The following is a 15412-nucleotide window of genomic DNA, read 5'->3' as shown; positions in this document are numbered from 1 at the left end:
GGCGTCCGCGACTCCGACACAAATGGATTCGATCATCGAGGACGCCATCGAGGAGTCGGACGAGGGCCAGGGGAGCGGAGAGACGCCGGCTGGCGAGAAGCGGGCCGGCACGATGAGCGACGAGGAGCTCGCGGGCGTCGTCGAGGACCTCAGGACACAGATCACGGTGTTCGGCTGTGGTGGAGCCGGGTCGAACACGGTGACGCGGATGGCCAAGGAAGGGATCCACGGCGCGAAGCTCGTCGCCGCCAACACCGACGCCCAGCACCTCGTCGACCAGGTCCAGGCCGACACCAAGATCCTGATGGGTCGGGATCGAACCGGTGGTCGCGGCGCGGGCTCGGTCCCCAAGATCGGCGAGGAGGCCGCGCGCGAGACGATCGAGGACATCAAGGGCGCGATCGACAGCTCCGACATGGTGTTCGTCACCACCGGACTCGGCGGCGGCACGGGAACCGGCTCCGCGCCGGTGGTCGCCGAGGCCGCCCAGGAGGCCGGTGCGCTCACCATCGCGATCGCCACCATCCCGTTCACCGCCGAGGGCGAGCGCCGGCGGGCGAACGCCGACGCGGGCCTCGAACGCCTTCGTGCGGTCTCGGATACGGTGATCGTCGTCCCGAACGACCGACTCCTCGAATACGCGCCGAACCTCCCGCTCCAGGACGCCTTCACGATCTGTGACCGCGTCCTCATGCGCTCGGTGAAGGGCATGACCGAGCTCATCACCAAACCCGGACTGGTCAACGTCGACTTCGCCGACGTCAGAACCGTCATGGAGAACGGCGGCGTCGCGATGATCGGTCTCGGGGAGTCCGACTCCGAGAACAAGGCCCAGGACTCCATTCGCTCCGCGCTCCGCTCGCCCCTTCTGGACGTCGAGTTCACCGGCGCGAGCTCCGCGTTGGTCAACGTCGTCGGCGGTCCCGACATGAGCGTCGAGGAGGCCGAGGGCGTCGTCGAGGAGATCTACGACCGGATCGACCCCGACGCCCGTATCATCTGGGGCGCGTCGGTCGACGAGAGCTTCTCGGGCAAGATGGAGACCATGATCGTCGTGACGGGCGTCGACTCGCCCCAGATCTACGGTCGCTCGGACCTCGCGAACGAGACCGCCGGTCAGGTCGACAACGACATCGACTACGTCGAGTAATCGAACCGGTCGCGGGCGGTGAGTACGAACTCCGTCCGCGTACGGCGGCGATACCGTTAGTTCGAAACCCAGCATACGCGAGTCAGCTCTCTTTCGAAAGAGTTCGAGTGGCTACTGGTCGCGTCGAACCGCCAGCACGGCCGCCGCGAGCAGCGCGCCGAGGGCGGCGAGGGGACCGAAGCCCGGGCCGTTGCTCGACGATGTCGTGCTGGCGTTCGATCCGCTCTCGCCGGCGCTCACGTTCGATTCGGTGGCCGTGGCTCGTTCAGTTCCAGCCGTGGTGGTCGAACCCGACCCTGAAACCGCCGTCGTGTCGGCGGTGTCCGCCGCCGTGGCGGTCGTCGTCGTCGCGGTTGATGGCTCGGCCGCCGTCGCAGTCGACGTCGTTGCTGTCGCGGTCCGCGTCGCGGTAGGCGTTTCCGTTGCTGTTACCGTCGCAGTAGGGGTAGCTGTCGGTGTGGCGGTTGCCGTCGGTGTCGTGGTCGGAGTGGCGGTCGCGGTGGTCGTCGGCGTCGCCGTTTCGGTCGCGGTGGCCGTCGCTGTCGTGGTCGCCGTGTCGGTGGCCGCCGAGCCCGAATCGTTCGACGAACCGGTGTCACCCGACGAACCGGGATCGCCGGACGACCCCGAACCGCCCGCGGAACCGAACACCGCGACGGTCGCGGGGTGGGGGACGCCGGTGGCCGAGACGGTGTTCGCGCCGGCGTCGACCGACGAGGAGTCGAGCGCCGACCACGAGTCGCCGCTGTCGGTGCTGAAGAGTGCGAACGAGGTCTCGACGAGACCGCTGGTGTCGCCGTCGGCGTAGTGGATCGTCAGCGAGATATCGGACCCCTCGCCGTAGTCGGTGGTTCGGACCCCGGTGCCGACGGCCTCTCGGCCCGAGGGACCCTCACCCGTGACCGGTTCGGCGCGTGCCCCGACGTTCGTCCCCGAGAGGTCGACGGTGACCGAACCCATATCGAGGTTCGAGACGGTGGTATCGGAGTCCACACCGGGGCTGTAGCGGTCGGAGTAGAAGTCCCAGAACACGTTCCCCGAGGCGGTGTCGCCGGTGAACTCGTTGTGGAGGCTGCCGCGCTCGATGTGGAGGCCGTACTTGTTGTCGTTCGCGGTGGTCCCGGTGATGGTGTTCCCGCTCGCCTTCCGGAGTTCGACCCCGAGCGCGTTGTCGGTGGCCGTGCTCCCGCGAACGGTGGTGTCGTCGGTCGAGAGGAGCGTGATGCCCTCGGTCGCGTCGGTCGTCGTGCTCCCGGCGATCGTCCCGTCCTCGGCGTTCTGGAACAGGATGCCGCGGGTGAAGCCGGTGGTCTCGACGTTCTTCACCGTGACCCCGGAGAGGGTCGAATCGCCCGATACCTCGACGCCGACCCCGGAGCTCCCACCCTCGATCGTGTGCCCGTCGCCGTCGAGGGTGACGTCGCTCGCGGTGATCTGGATGCAGGTCGAATCGGCCGAGAGGTCGGAATCGAGTGTGTAGGTTCCGGGCGAGTCTATCGTCGTACACGAATCGATGGCGGTACCGGACTGCGCGCCGGCGACGCCCGCACCGACGAACGCCGCCGCGACCACGACGAGCACCGCGAGGAACGTCACGCGACGGTTCGACACGCGTTCCGACGACCGTGGAAGGTTCATCGAGCTCGTTTCGAACCAGTTCTTATCAACTTCTCGATACGGGAGCGGACGGGATGACACAAGATAGATACCCCTCCGGAAAGTAGCGGGCCCAAATGGACATCAAGTACGACCTCGGGAGCTACACTCGGGTGTTGAAGCTCGCGAGCACGCCGTCCTGGGAGGAGTTCTCCCGGATCGCCCTGATCGCCGGGGCGGGTATCGTCCTCATCGGGTTCATCGGGTACGTCATCTTCACCATCATGAACACGCTCCCGGGGCTGTTCTGAGATGGGGATGTACGCCGTCAAGACCACCGCGAGCCAGGAGCGCACCGTCGCGGACATGATCATGAACCGCGAGGAGTCGAGCGTCCACGCCGCGCTCGCCCCCGAGTCGCTCACGAGCTACGTCATGGTCGAGGCCGACGACTACGCGATCCTCGAACGCGTGCTCGATGAGATCCCCCACGCCCGCAACCTCGTCCCCGGCGAGTCCTCGATCGCGGAGGTCGAACACTTCCTCTCGCCGAAACCCGACGTCGAGGGGATCGCCGAGAGCGACATCGTCGAACTCATCGCCGGCCCGTTCAAGGGCGAGAAGGCCCAGGTCCAGCGTATCGACGAGGGCAAGGATCAAGTGACGGTCGAACTCTACGAGGCGACCGTCCCGATCCCCGTCACCGTTCGCGGCGACCAGATCCGCGTGCTCGACAGCGAGGAACGGTAGCCCCTCGAACCGTCGGGTCGGAAGAAACGGCCCGCGAGGCTCCAGAGAACGGTGGCCGCGCGCCAGTCACCGATTCATCGCGTCGTCACCGACCCCTCCGAAGGGGGTCCGTGGGTCGAAGTATACCGACCCCCGGTCAGCGTGGCCGTCATACACGCCATCATGGTCGATATCCCCGACCACTCCACCTTCCCGCTCGACCGTACCGCGACACTCAGGCCCTGTTCGTTACAGTCGTCGACGGTGAACTCGATGCGTTCCGGGTCGTCGTCGGCGAGCCCGACGCTGACGACGTAGTCGCCGGCGGTCGAGATGTCGATACCGACGTAGGCGTCCGATTCGAGTCGGTAGCTCCCCTCGAACGAGGGTGTCTCGGTGATCCGTCTGCGAACGCTGATATCGATCTTCCGCGTGGTTTCGGCGTCGTTCCAGACCGTGAATCCTCCCAACGACTCGCCGCTGCCGACGATCGCCGTCGCCCGCGGTTCGTCTCGATCCGAGTCGATCCGAACGGGCTCCCAGCCCCCATCCACTGTTCCCGTCGTCGCGGGCGTGTTCGACGGAGCTTGAGCGACGGTCGAGCCCTCCGTCGATTCTTCGAGTGTCCGCTGACCCGCTGTGGTCGAATCGTTCGAGCTTCCACCGCCACCGCCCACGCAGCCAGCGAGGCTCGTACTCACGCCGAGCGCGAGGAACGTTCGCCGTCCGAGCCGTCCGCCACCGCGGTTCATTCGTTGATTCACTCGATCGTTTGTAATAAATTTTAGTCGGTAGCGGGTCTTCTCGGGGCCATCCAAGCGGATCGAAACCCGCTATACGACCGATCGCCGATCCAAACCAGTGAGTCGTTCCGTCACTCGCATCGACCCTCACGTGAAGATCCTCGACGACCGGGTCGTGCGCCAGGCGAAGCGGTTCGGGCTCGACGTGCTGGTCTACGCACCTCACTTCACCCCTCTGTCCGAGATCCGGGAACGGGCCGCGGCGTACACCGACGACGACCTCCTCGTGGTGCCCGCGCGCGAACTCTTCACCGGGTCGTGGCGAAACCGTCGGCACGTCCTCGCGCTCGGGCTCGACGGTCCGATACCGGATTTCACCACCCTCGACGGCGCGATGGCCGAACTCCGGGTCCAGGGTGCCGTGGTGCTGGTCCCCCATCCCGAGTTCCTGACCGTGAGCCTCGACGAGGCCGCCATCCGTCGGTACCGCGACCTCGTCGACGCCGTCGAGGTCTACAACCCGAAACACTGGGCACGGCACAACCGCCGGGCACGCGAGATCGCCCGTGACCTCGACCGCCCCACGTTCGGCTCGTCGTACGCCCACCGCCACGCCACCGTCGGCGAGGTCTGGACCGAGTTCGAGGCCCGTATCGACACCGAGGCCGACCTCCTCGCGGCGTTCCGCGAGGCCGCACCGCGCCGGGTTCGCCACCGGGATGGGCTGGTCCACGAGGCGCGCCGGCGCGCGGAGTTCGCCCACCTCGGCTACGAGAACAGCCTGAAGAAGTTCGACCGGGTGGCCCTCCCGGGAATGGAGGCCACCCATCCCGGACAGCCGGTCTACGAGAACCGGTTCGACGACGTCGCGGTCTACTGACTCGTTTCCCGGTTCAGCCGGTGGTTTTCATCCCGGCGGCGATCCCCTTCACCGTGAGTCGGAGCGCGCGCTCCTCGGCCTCGGTGCGCTCGTCCTGGCCGAGGAGATGCGTCTGGAGGACGTTCAACGGGTCGACGTAGGGGTTCCGGCGGTCGAGGCCGTCGAGCAGCCAGTCGCGCCGCACGAGCGAGTCGCGGTCGGTCACTTCGGTGACGCGCCCGACGGCGCGCTCGTACTCGTCGTGAATCCTGGGGAAGAACTCCTCGGCGAGCGCTTCGTCGGCCATCCCGGCGTAGCTCTCGGCGACCTCCATCTCGGTGCGCGCGAGCGAGAGCGCGGCGTTGTCGAGGGTGGTCCGGAAGAACGGCCACTCGGCGTACATCTCGCGGAGGGTTTCGACGCGCTCGTCGCGGTCGGTGTCGTCGGTGCCCGCCGATCCCTCGTCGAGGTAGGTCTCGATGCCGGTACCGAGCGCGTACCACCCGGGGAGAATACAGCGCGCCTGGGTCCACGAGAACACCCACGGGATCGCCCGGAGGTCCTCGACGGTGCGCTCGCCCGACCGCGAGGCCGGCCGCGACCCGAGGTTCAGGTCCTCGATCACCCCGATCGGGGTGGCCTGGCCGAAGAACTCGACGAACCCCTCGCTTTCGAGGAGGTCGCGGTACTCCTCGCGCGCGGCGCTCGCCATCGCGTCCATCGCGTCGGTCCATACTTGGGGGATCTCCTCGGTAGGCTGCTCGACCGCGTCGTGACGTGCGAGCAGTTGGGCGTTCAGCATCTGTTCGAGGTTGCGCTCGGCGATCCGCGGGGTGGCGTACTTCTCGGCGATCGCCTCGCCCTGTTCGGTGAACTTGACCTCCCCCGTCACCGTACTGTTCGGCAGCGCGCGCAGCGCCTCGTTCATCGGGCCGCCGCCACGCGAGATCGAGCCGCCGCGACCGTGGAACAGCCGGAGGGAGACGTCGTACTCGGCGACGATCTCGCCGAGACGGCGCTGGTTGCGGTGGAGCTCCCAGTTCGCCGCGAGGAACCCGTTCTCCTTGTTCGAATCCGAGTAGCCCAGCATGATCTCCTGGGTGCCGCCGCGGGCGGCGACCGCCGCCGCGTAGGCCTCGTTCTCGAACAGCGTCCCCATGATCCGGTCCGCTCCGGAGAGCGCGGACTCGGTTTCGAGCAGCGGCACCACGTCCAGTCCCGAATGATCCGGCAGCGAGACCACGCCCGCCTGGTCGGCCAAAAAGAGGACTTCGAGGACGTGGCTCGGCTCCTCGGTCATCGAGATACAGTAGGTGTCGATGGCGTCGGAGCCGTACTCGCGCTGCCAGTCGGCGAGGCTCGCGAACCGTTCGAGGACCGTCCCCGTCGTATCGGAAACCCCGTCCCGGTCGTCGACGTCGATCACTGACTCCTCCTGCAGGACCGCGTCGGTGAGGGTCGCGACCCGTTCGTCCTCGTCCATCTCCCCGTACTCGACCTCCTGGCGGTCGAGGGTCTCCGCCACCGCTGTCGTGTGGTTCTCGCGGTGGTCGCGCAGGTCGAGGCTCGCGAGCTGAAACTCGAAGGTCGCGACCTGGCGGCGCAGCGGGTCGACGTGGGCGGTCGCGACGGTTCCCGCGTCGTTCGCCCGGAGGCTGGCCGCGAGCGCGTCGAGGTCGGCGACGAGTTCGTCGGCTTCCCCGTACCCACCGGGCCGGACGTCACCGACCCGGACGAGGCGTTCGCGCATCAGGCGGAGCTTCTGGCGGTAGGGCTCGTTCGGGTAGCGCTCGGCGGCGGTCTCGGCGATCGAGGGAAATCGCTCGCGGTCGGCGGCGAGGCGTTCCTCGAAGGTTTCGTCGACTTCGATCCGCCGTCCGTCCTGGCTCACCACCCCCGAGAGGCGTTTGAGTTCGTCGCGGTAGCGCTCGACCACCACCGAGCGCTGTCGGTCGAGGGTCTCCGCCGTCACCTCGGGGGTGACGTAGGGGTTCCCGTCGGCGTCGCTGCCCGCCCACGACCGGAACTGGAACAACTGGGGGATCGAGACGTCCTCGAACCGTTCGCCCAGCGCTTCCTCGAACTCGGCGTAGACTTCTCCCGTGACGTCGAACAGGGTGTTCTCGAGGTACCACTGGACGTTCCGCGCCTCGTCACCCGGTTCCGGCCGACGGTCGCGGACCTGGGCGGTCTGCCAGAGGCTCGTGACCTCGGCGTCGATGTCGCGTTTCACCTGGGCTTCCTCGGTGTCCGTGAGGAGGCGCTCGTCGAGGGTTTCGAGGTGACGCGTGACCGCACGGAGCTTCGATTTCACCGTCTTCCGGCGGGCTTCGGTGGGATGGGCAGTAAAAGTCGGTTCGATCAGGACGTCGTCGAGGAGGGACTCGACGGTGGCGGCGTCGACGTCGGCCGCGGCGAGTTCGTCGACCGCCGCGCCGAGGCTGTCGGCCAGCGACCCCTCTTGGGAGGCCGACCGGATCGCGCGGATGCGCTCGCGCTCCTCGGCGAGGTTGACGAGTTCGAAGTAGCTCGTGAACGCGCGTGCGACGGCGCTCTCGGTCGCCGGATCGAGGTCCTCCACCGTCTCACGGAGGGGGTCGCGCGAGTCGGCGTCGCCACGCCGGTAGTCGATCGCCGCGGTTCGGAGGTCTTCAACTACCTCGTAGGCCGCCGTCGACGCCTGGGCTTCGATCACGTCGCCGAGCAGCGCGCCGAGTTCCCGGACGTCCCGCTCCACGGTCCGTCGATGGAGTGTCATGCTACCGCTGGTCACGCCACCGACAAAATCGTTCGTGTGCGGTCAATCCCGTCGGCGGGCGATCAGCGCCGTCGCGAGGAGGGCGACGACCGCGACCACGAGGCCGAATCCGGGGCCGTCGTCCGAGGTCGTGGTTTCGGCGGTACCGCCCGTCGCGGCGGCTCCGGGCCCGTCGGTCGCGGTCGCCGTTGCGGTTCGGGTCGCCGTCGGCGTTGGCGTCGTGGTCTGTCCCGCGGGGGCGAACGTGCTCGTGTTCCCGAGCGCCGAGACGTTCGCGATCACCACGTTCCGGTCGGTGTTGACGTAGTTCACGCCGGGCACCTGCGACCAGTTCCGGTCGTAGCCCCAGAGCCGGAGGCTGTTCTCGGTGACGTTCGCGTCCGCGACGCTCGCGTCGTCGTATCCGACGGTCAGCCGGATCGTGGCGTTCTGCCCCGTGCCCGCCATCCCGACGTGCTGGTCGATGGCCGTCCGGTTCGGGAGGCCGCCGGGGACACTCTCGACGCCCGTCAGCGCGGCGTCGGTCGCGACGAACGAGAGCGTCGAGGTGCTCGTCTCGAAGCGCTCGGCCGAAACTCCCGAGGAGTTGATGGTATAGAGGCTCCAGCGGTCGTTGTCGACGGCGGTGACGTTCCGTAACTCCGTCTCCGGCGCGTCGCGCAGGAGCACGCCGTTGCGGGCGTTCGCGCTCGCGTTCACCGCTTCGAGCGAGCCGTTCGCGACGCCCTGATAGTAGACGCCCGCGGTCCAGCCCGTCGTCGTGACGTTCCGCACGGTGACGTTCGAGAGCCCGGTCAGGGAGTTATTGACCTTCACGCCGACGCTCTCGCTGGCGTTCACCCCGTCGATCGTGTGGCCGTTGCCGTCGAAGACGACGTCGTCGGAGAGGATCTGGACGCAGACCGTTCGGTTGCTGTCCTCGATGTCGGCGGTTAGAGCGTACTCGCCGTCGTTGGCGATCGTACGACACGAGTCGATGGTCGTCGTGTCGTTCGTCGACTGTGCGCTCGCGAGCCCGCCGACGCCGGCGACCCCAACCGCGACCACGAGGAGACAAACAACGAGACCGACACGTCTGCCGTGATGCATCGTATCCGCGTCGGATCGCCGGGTCGTAATAGCTGTCGGCTCGGTCCCGGCGGCGGCATCGATGGGCCGGGCCGCTCAGAACAGCCCGCTCGCCCGGAGCCCGTACTCGAAGAGCCGGCGCGGGTACTCGGTGACGAGCGCGGCGGCGACCGCGAGTTCGAGCGCGGTGACGACGAGGATCACCCCGCCCGCGAAGCGGCTTCTGGTCGAGACGCCGACGGGGACGTCGAACTCGCCGCTGTCGAACGGGTAGAAGAGCGCGATCCCGCGTTTCGAACCCAGGAGGTCGAGCGCGTAGTGGGTCGCGACCCCGATCCAGACGTACTGGAGGTTGCCGAAGTAGATCGGATAGACGAAGAAGAGCAGGAGAACCGGGAGGTTGTGGAACGTCTTGCGGTGGGTGCCGAAGGCGGTGTCGACGTCGGGAAAGAGCGCCCCGAGGGTGACGGGCACCGCGATGGCGAGGACGGCCCGAACCGTCGTGAGGTCGCCGGCGGGGTAGGTCAGGACCGCGAGCCCGATGCTCAACACCACCGCGTTGAGCACGTGACCTTTCTTGTTCATCCGTTCGCCTCGAATCGCCCGACGTGGCGGGAATAGTAAATCGTGTCGGGTCAGCTCCGGCGCGAATCGAGCGCGTCGAGGGTCGTGGCGAGCGCGCGGTGCGCGCTCTCCTCCTTGATCGCGCCCCGGTCGCCGTCGAAGACGTAGTGCTCGGCGCTCGCCGTCGTCTCGCCCGTTCCCCACGGGCCGGCGTAGGCTACACCGATGTACACCGTTCCAACGGGTTTCTCGTCGGTTCCCCCATCCGGGCCGGCGATCCCGGTCGTGGAGACGCCCCAGGTGGTGTCGGCGGTGTCGCGCGCGCCGCGGGCCATCCCGATGGCCACCTCGGCGCTCACCGCGCCGTGGGCGTCGAGGGATTCGCGGCTCACCCCCAGCAGGTTGCGCTTCGCGCGCGAGGAGTAGGTCACGAGCGCGCGGTCGAAGTAGTCGCTCGACCCCGGGACGTCGGTGAGCAACGACCCGACGAGGCCGCCGGTGCAGGATTCGGCGGCCGCGATGGTCGCCTCGGTCTCGCGAAGCGCGTCGCCGAGTCGGGCTTCGATCGGGTCGTCGGCTGCGGCCATATGGGACCGTCGAACCGGATCGCCATGAGATGCGGGGTACGGGGATGGGTAGCTGTCACGGTGCGGTGCTGTGGCGCGCGGGAGGCCGTCGGAGACGGCCGACTCGTGCGAGGGATGAGCACCGTGGTTCGAGAGAGCTTCGCTCTCTCGTCATCACGAAACGGCTTCGCCGTTTCGAACGACAGTGAAGCGAGTGAAACGAGCGAACGAGGAGCGCAGTCGGTTGGGGAGGCGCGTGGCGGATGGGGTGCGGTGTAACGGTGCAAGTTGCATCCGCGCGAGCGCGATTCCCTCGTCTAAAAGAGCGGAGGGTGTATTTTAGGTAACCCGTCGAACCAGCCCGTAGAGCGTGTTTTGAACCCCGGCGGGCAGGAAACGGGCGTAGTCGGCGGCGCTCGCGAGCGGGCCGACGGGGTAGCGCGCCGGCGGCTCGGGCGAGACTGCCGCGTCGAGGACCGCGTCGGCGACCTTCTCGGGCTGGACGGTACCGACGCCGCCGTTGAGGACGGTTCGGGCGTCCTCGAACATCGCGTAGAACGACTCGTAGGCCCCGGTGTGGTCGAGCCCGTCCAGTTCGTCGGCGGCACGGTCGTCGAAGGCCGTGGCGACCGGGCCGGGCGCGACCACGGAGACGTGGATGCCGTAGTCCGAGACCTCGGCCCGGAGCGCGTCGCTGATGGCTTCGAGCGCGAACTTCGAGCCCGCGTAGACCCCGTTGCCGGGCGTCGCGAACCGGCCCGCGGTGCTGGAGACGTTCACGATCCGGCCGACGCCGCGGTCGCGCATGTGGGGCAGGACGGCCCGGATCAGGCGGTGCGGACCGTAGAGGTTGGTGTCGAACTGGTGGTGAACCCGTTCGGTGGGGACGTCCTCGACGGTCCCGAACTGACCGTAGCCCGCGTTGTTCACGAGACAGTCGATCCGACCGGTCTCGTCGACGACCCGCTCGACGACCGCCTCGATGGCGTCGGGGTCGGTGACGTCGAGCGGGGCGGTCGCACAGCCCGCGGTTTCGAGGTCCGCGACGTCCGATTCGTCGCGCGCGGTCGCGTAGACCGTCCACTCGGCTTCGAGGAACGCCTCGGCGGTCGCGCGGCCGATCCCCGACGAACAGCCGGTGATGAGAACTGTCTTCGCCATGCAGACACCTCTCGTCGCGGGTAGTTAACTTCCGGCGTTCCGCATCGGCCTCACACCTCGAGATCCCGCTTGACCTCGTCGGCGTAGGCGTCGGCGAGCCGCGTCGGTTCGGGGAGTTTGTAGCCGGCACAAAGCCGTTCGGCGAGGTCCGCTGCGGTCGGAGGGCCGACGCGGTGGCCGGGACTCACGTAGACCGGGTTGATGGTTCGACTCCCCGAGTCGTACTGGCGGGTCTGGACGGCGTAGCCGATGAGTCCATCGGTGGTCTCCACACGGTCGTCGGCCCTGATAGCGACCCGCGAGCCCTCGGGGAGGTCGTCGAGCGACGAGTCGGGCGTCCCGCAGAGCAACCCCTTCGCGACGCCGATGCTCGGCAGGTCGAAGAGGAGGCCGAGGTGGGTCGCGAGGCCCGCTTCACGGAAGTGGATCCGGCCGCTACCGTCGAAGACCGCGAGGTCCGGCTCGACGTCGAGGTCCGCGAACGCCGCGACGATGGCACCCGCCTCCCGGAAGGAGAGCAGGCCGGGGATGTAGGGGAAGTCACAGTCGACCACCGCGCTCGCGCGCTCGACAACCTCCCCGCCGCGGAGGGCGACCACCGCCCCGACCGCGCGGTCGTCGAGGAACGCCTGGTCGACGCCGACGATGATCGGAGGATCCATGGCATGATTCGTGAGCGTCGGGGTGGCCGACACAGTATCGAGGTCGAACTCGAAGTCGTCGGTGAACCGCGCGGTGGCGGCGACCCCGCGCTGGAGGTCCTCCATCACCTCGCGGGAGTCGGCCGGGTCGGGGAGAAAGCGTGTGTTGACGGGTTCCATCAGAACGGCCCGCGCCCGCGGCCGGGTCCACCCATGCCACCGCCGCCGCGGCCGCCGCCGAACTGGAGCTGGTTGGGGAGGCGATACTGGTTCTTGACCCGCTGGCCGTAGGCGAGCCCCACCAGCAGTCCGACGAGGTGGGCGGCGTCGGCGACGCCGGGGAAGAGCGGGACCCCGAGGATCCCGGAGACCGAGATGAGGACGTAGGCCCCGGTGAGCACCCAGATCGGGACGGGAAGCAGGAAGTAGAGGTAGACCCGGAGACCGGGGTTGAGCACCGTGAGCACGCCCATGATCGCGAGCGCGGCCCCGCTCGCGCCGAGGGCGGGGGTCGGGTTTCCTTGGAGGATCGCCAGCCCCAGATAGCCCAGCCCGGCGAGGACCCCGCTCCCGAGGAAGAGGAGCGTGAAGTCCCGCGAGCCGATGTACTCCTCGACCAGCCGGCCGAAGAAGTAGATCACTATCCCGTTGAAGAGGACGTGGGTGAGCCCGGAGTGGGCGAAGACCGAGGTGACCCAGGTCCAGACGTAGAAGGGATGCTGCGGCGAGACGGTGAACACCGCGTTCCAGAGGCTCGAGTTGACGGGGATCCCGAGAACCGGGAAGACGAGATACTGGAACCCGAACGTGATGAACATCAGCCCGAGGAAGACGTAGGTCATGTTCCCGCGGAAGTAACCGAGCGGGCCACCGGTGGCCGAGAGGTCCGAGAGGAACCCGCCCGAGCGCGTCCCGGGGTCGTCGACGCTCTCGTCGAAGTCGCTGTCGAAGATGCCCGACGGGTCGTTCCAGTCGTCGAGCCCCGTGCAGTCGTGGGCTTCCGGGAGCCGGTGTTCGCCGCAGAACGTGCCGCCGCAGTGTCGGCAGTGGTACGGCATGTTCTCGCTTCGCCCACACGCGTCACACGTCGCCATTGGTCGTGATGGGGGTCGATGCCTCAAGTCGGTTTTGGGTTCCCGAGCGGAACCGACGGCGCGCCGCTCGCTCCGGCACACAGAACACCCCGCGCCCGTCGAAGGATGGGACGGGACCGCGTGGCCGGCCCGACCGTCGAAACGCCTTTCGCCCGGTGAATCCAACCGCCGGACAGACGATGTTCCCCGAACCGAGACCCGGACGACGGCTCCGCCGTCCGTCGAACGGGGGTCAGCGATGAAGTCCTACGAACGAAAACAGCTCCTCGCGCGGATCGACCGCGAGGGCGCGACGATCGGGGCGTCGATCCCGGAGACCATCACCGTCGAAGGGGAGCCGCTCGAACTCCGGGCGTTCGTCTTCGAGGCGCGCTCGCGCGAGTCGGTCCCCGCCGAGGACCGCGAGGAGATCGAGATGGCGAAGCGAAACCTCCGACGCGAGCGGATCGCCCGGCGCGAGCGGATCGAGGAGGGCGACGTCGGTCGTGACCGTGGCGAGGAGCTCGCCGAGAGCATCATCGGGATCGACCGCGCGCTCCACGCGCTCTCGGACCTCGGAACCGCCGACGTCGAGGCCGAGGCCGAGGCCCAGGAACGCGCCGACCGGAAGCGCTGGGTGTCGTTCCTCCAGCAGGCGCTCGGGAACGAGTCGGGCGGGCGGCGCGCCGGAGGCCGCCGATGACCGGGGGAGGTCGATGAGCCGCAACGACGAGGTCGCCGACCGCTTCGAGGAGTTCGCCGACCGGCTCGAAGCCACGGGAGTGGAGTACAAACCCCAGTCCTACCGCCGGGCGGCCGAGAACATCCGGGCCCACCCCGGAGCGATCGAGTCGCTCGCCGCCGAGGGCCAGGACGCGGTCGAGGGGATCGAGGGCGTCGGCGACGCGCTCTCCTCGAAGGTGGTCGAGTACGTCGAGACCGGCGAGATCGAGGAGCTGGAGGAGCTGCGGGCGGAGCTCCCGGTCGATATGGCGGCGCTGACTCGCGTCGAGGGTGTCGGGCCGAAGACGGTGGGGACGCTCTACGACGAACTCGGGGTCGAGGACCTCGACGACCTCGAAGCCGCCGCGGAGGCGGAGCGAATTCGGGAGGTCAAGGGGTTCGGCGCGAAGACCGAGGAGAACGTTCTCTCGGGCATCGAGTTCGCGCGGCAGGCGAGCCAGCGGTCGCTGCTCGGCGACGCACGGCCGGTCGGCGAGGACCTCCGGAGGTACATTGTGGGGTCGGAGGCCGTGGCGGAGTGCGAACTCGCGGGGTCGCTCCGGCGGTGGCGCGAGACCATCGGCGACGTCGACCTCCTCGTGGCGAGCGAGGACCCCGAACCCGTGATCGAGCGGTTCGTCGACTGGGAGCGCGCCGAGCGCGTCATCGAGTCGGGGACGACGAAGGCGAGCCTCCGGGCCAACGGGGTTCGGGTGGACCTTCGCGTGGTGGTTCCCGAGGAGTTCGGCGGCGCGCTCCAGTACTTCACCGGGAGCCGCGACCACAACATCGGCTTCCGGAACCGCGCGATCGACCGGGACCTGAAGGTCAACGAGTACGGCGTGTTCGACGTCTCCGAGCTCGGCTCGGACGGCTCGTCGGACGTGTCCGACGGCGTCAGCGAGGTCGAGGACATCGAAGCGGGTCAGCGCGTCGGCGAGCGGGTCGCGGGCGAGACCGAGTCCGGAGTTTACGAGGCGGTCGGCCTCCCATGGGTTCCACCCGAACTCCGTGAGGACAGCGGCGAACTCGCCGCCGCCGCGGACGGCGACCTGCCGGACCTCCTCGACGAGTCCGAGGTTCGCGGGGACCTCCACACCCACACCGACGCCTCGGACGGGAAGGCGACCATCGAGGAGATGGTCGCAGGGGCGGCCGAGTTCGGTCACGATTACCTCGCGATAACCGACCACGCCAGCGGGCCGGGGGTCGTCGCCGACACCGGCGTCGAGGACGACGACCTCCTCGACCACTCCGAGGCGATCCACGAGGTCGGGGAATCGGCGGACATCGACGTGTTCGCGGGTGTGGAAGCCAACATCGACGCCGAGGGCGGAGTCTCGGTGCGCGACGACGTGCTCGAACGCCTCGACATCGTGGTCGCCTCGCCCCACAGCGGGCTTGACGGCGACGGCACCCAGCGGATCATCGCGGCGATCGAACACCCCGAGGTGGACATCGTCGGCCACCCGACCGGGCGCTACCTCAACCAGCGTGCGGGGCTCGAACTCGACTTCGAGGCCGTCGCCGAGGCCGCTGCGACCAACGGGGTCGCGCTCGAAGTCAACGCGAACCCCCGCCGGCTCGACCTCTCGGGCGGGGCGGTCGGAACCGCCATCGAGGCCGGCGCGACGGTCGTCATCGACACCGACGCCCACCGGCCGGCGAGCTACGACCTCGTGCGCTACGGCGTCCACACCGCCCGACGCGGCTGGGCCGAGGCGGACGACGTGCTCAACGCGCGGGACGTCGAGGGACTGCGGGCGTTCCTCGCCGAGTGA

The 15412-nt window shown here is 68.5% G+C and carries 15 protein-coding genes; 6 read left to right on the top strand and 9 right to left on the bottom strand.

Going from position 1 to position 15412, the window contains the following annotated elements; genetic code table 11:
* Positions 1-22 precede the first annotated feature (22 nt).
* Positions 23-1150 (top strand): cell division protein FtsZ, encoded by a 1128-nt coding sequence (ftsZ, locus tag C447_RS07000; RefSeq protein WP_007692301.1) that lies wholly within the window; start codon positions 23-25, stop codon positions 1148-1150.
* 111 nt (positions 1151-1261) lie between these two features.
* On the opposite strand, the gene C447_RS06995 is transcribed toward ftsZ, so the two are convergent.
* On the bottom strand, positions 1262-2788 hold the full coding sequence (locus C447_RS06995; protein WP_007692293.1) for a NosD domain-containing protein: 1527 nt from the start codon (positions 2786-2788) through the stop codon (positions 1262-1264).
* A 95-nt stretch (positions 2789-2883) separates the two neighbouring features.
* Here C447_RS06995 and C447_RS06990 point away from each other — a divergent pair, with 95 nt between their 5' ends.
* Complete coding sequence (locus tag C447_RS06990; RefSeq protein WP_007692286.1) at positions 2884-3057, top strand: protein translocase SEC61 complex subunit gamma; 174 nt, start codon at positions 2884-2886, stop codon at positions 3055-3057.
* A gap of 1 nt (position 3058) precedes the next feature.
* Complete coding sequence (locus C447_RS06985) at positions 3059-3496, top strand: transcription elongation factor Spt5 (RefSeq protein WP_007692284.1); 438 nt, start codon at positions 3059-3061, stop codon at positions 3494-3496.
* 74 nt (positions 3497-3570) lie between these two features.
* Here the strand turns inward: C447_RS06985 and C447_RS06980 are convergent, their stop codons facing one another.
* Positions 3571-4227, bottom strand: a complete 657-nt coding sequence (locus tag C447_RS06980) for a hypothetical protein (RefSeq protein WP_007692282.1) — start codon at positions 4225-4227, stop codon at positions 3571-3573.
* A 109-nt stretch (positions 4228-4336) separates the two neighbouring features.
* Between C447_RS06980 and C447_RS06975 the strand changes: the two genes are divergently transcribed.
* On the top strand, positions 4337-5098 hold the full coding sequence (locus tag C447_RS06975; protein WP_394295087.1) for a PHP-associated domain-containing protein: 762 nt from the start codon (positions 4337-4339) through the stop codon (positions 5096-5098).
* Between the two features lie 13 nt (positions 5099-5111).
* Here the strand turns inward: C447_RS06975 and ppc are convergent, their stop codons facing one another.
* The 7 genes from ppc to C447_RS06940 all read right to left on the bottom strand — a co-directional run bounded on the left by ppc (position 5112) and on the right by C447_RS06940 (position 12929).
* On the bottom strand, positions 5112-7835 hold the full coding sequence (gene ppc, locus C447_RS06970; RefSeq protein WP_007692279.1) for a phosphoenolpyruvate carboxylase: 2724 nt from the start codon (positions 7833-7835) through the stop codon (positions 5112-5114).
* A gap of 42 nt (positions 7836-7877) precedes the next feature.
* Complete coding sequence (locus C447_RS06965; RefSeq protein WP_044956163.1) at positions 7878-8924, bottom strand: PGF-CTERM sorting domain-containing protein; 1047 nt, start codon at positions 8922-8924, stop codon at positions 7878-7880.
* Positions 8925-8999: 75 nt separating this feature from the next.
* Positions 9000-9488: a metal-dependent hydrolase gene (locus C447_RS06960; RefSeq protein ID WP_007692276.1), complete on the bottom strand. Its 489-nt coding sequence runs from the start codon at positions 9486-9488 to the stop codon at positions 9000-9002.
* A 50-nt stretch (positions 9489-9538) separates the two neighbouring features.
* Complete coding sequence (locus C447_RS06955; protein ID WP_007692267.1) at positions 9539-10054, bottom strand: CinA family protein; 516 nt, start codon at positions 10052-10054, stop codon at positions 9539-9541.
* 318 nt (positions 10055-10372) lie between these two features.
* Positions 10373-11194: an SDR family oxidoreductase gene (locus C447_RS06950; RefSeq protein WP_007692265.1), complete on the bottom strand. Its 822-nt coding sequence runs from the start codon at positions 11192-11194 to the stop codon at positions 10373-10375.
* Positions 11195-11244: 50 nt separating this feature from the next.
* A complete protein-coding gene (locus C447_RS06945) occupies positions 11245-12015 on the bottom strand; it encodes an endonuclease V (protein WP_007692264.1) in 771 nt (256 codons plus the stop codon).
* Positions 12015-12929, bottom strand: a complete 915-nt coding sequence (locus C447_RS06940; protein WP_007692262.1) for a rhomboid family intramembrane serine protease — start codon at positions 12927-12929, stop codon at positions 12015-12017. The genes C447_RS06945 and C447_RS06940 overlap by 1 nt, the downstream gene beginning before the upstream one ends.
* 238 nt (positions 12930-13167) lie before the next feature.
* Between C447_RS06940 and C447_RS06935 the strand changes: the two genes are divergently transcribed.
* Positions 13168-13611 carry a DUF5788 family protein gene (locus C447_RS06935; protein WP_007692260.1) on the top strand — a complete coding sequence of 148 codons (444 nt, stop codon included), beginning with the start codon at positions 13168-13170 and terminating at the stop codon, positions 13609-13611.
* Positions 13612-13624: 13 nt separating this feature from the next.
* Positions 13625-15412, top strand: coding sequence for a helix-hairpin-helix domain-containing protein (locus tag C447_RS06930; protein WP_007692259.1), 1788 nt, complete (start codon positions 13625-13627; stop codon positions 15410-15412).

Source organism: Halococcus hamelinensis 100A6, from assembly GCF_000336675.1.
GTDB classification, from domain to species: domain Archaea; phylum Halobacteriota; class Halobacteria; order Halobacteriales; family Halococcaceae; genus Halococcus; species Halococcus hamelinensis.
This window is presented reverse-complemented; position numbering and strand designations above follow the sequence as displayed.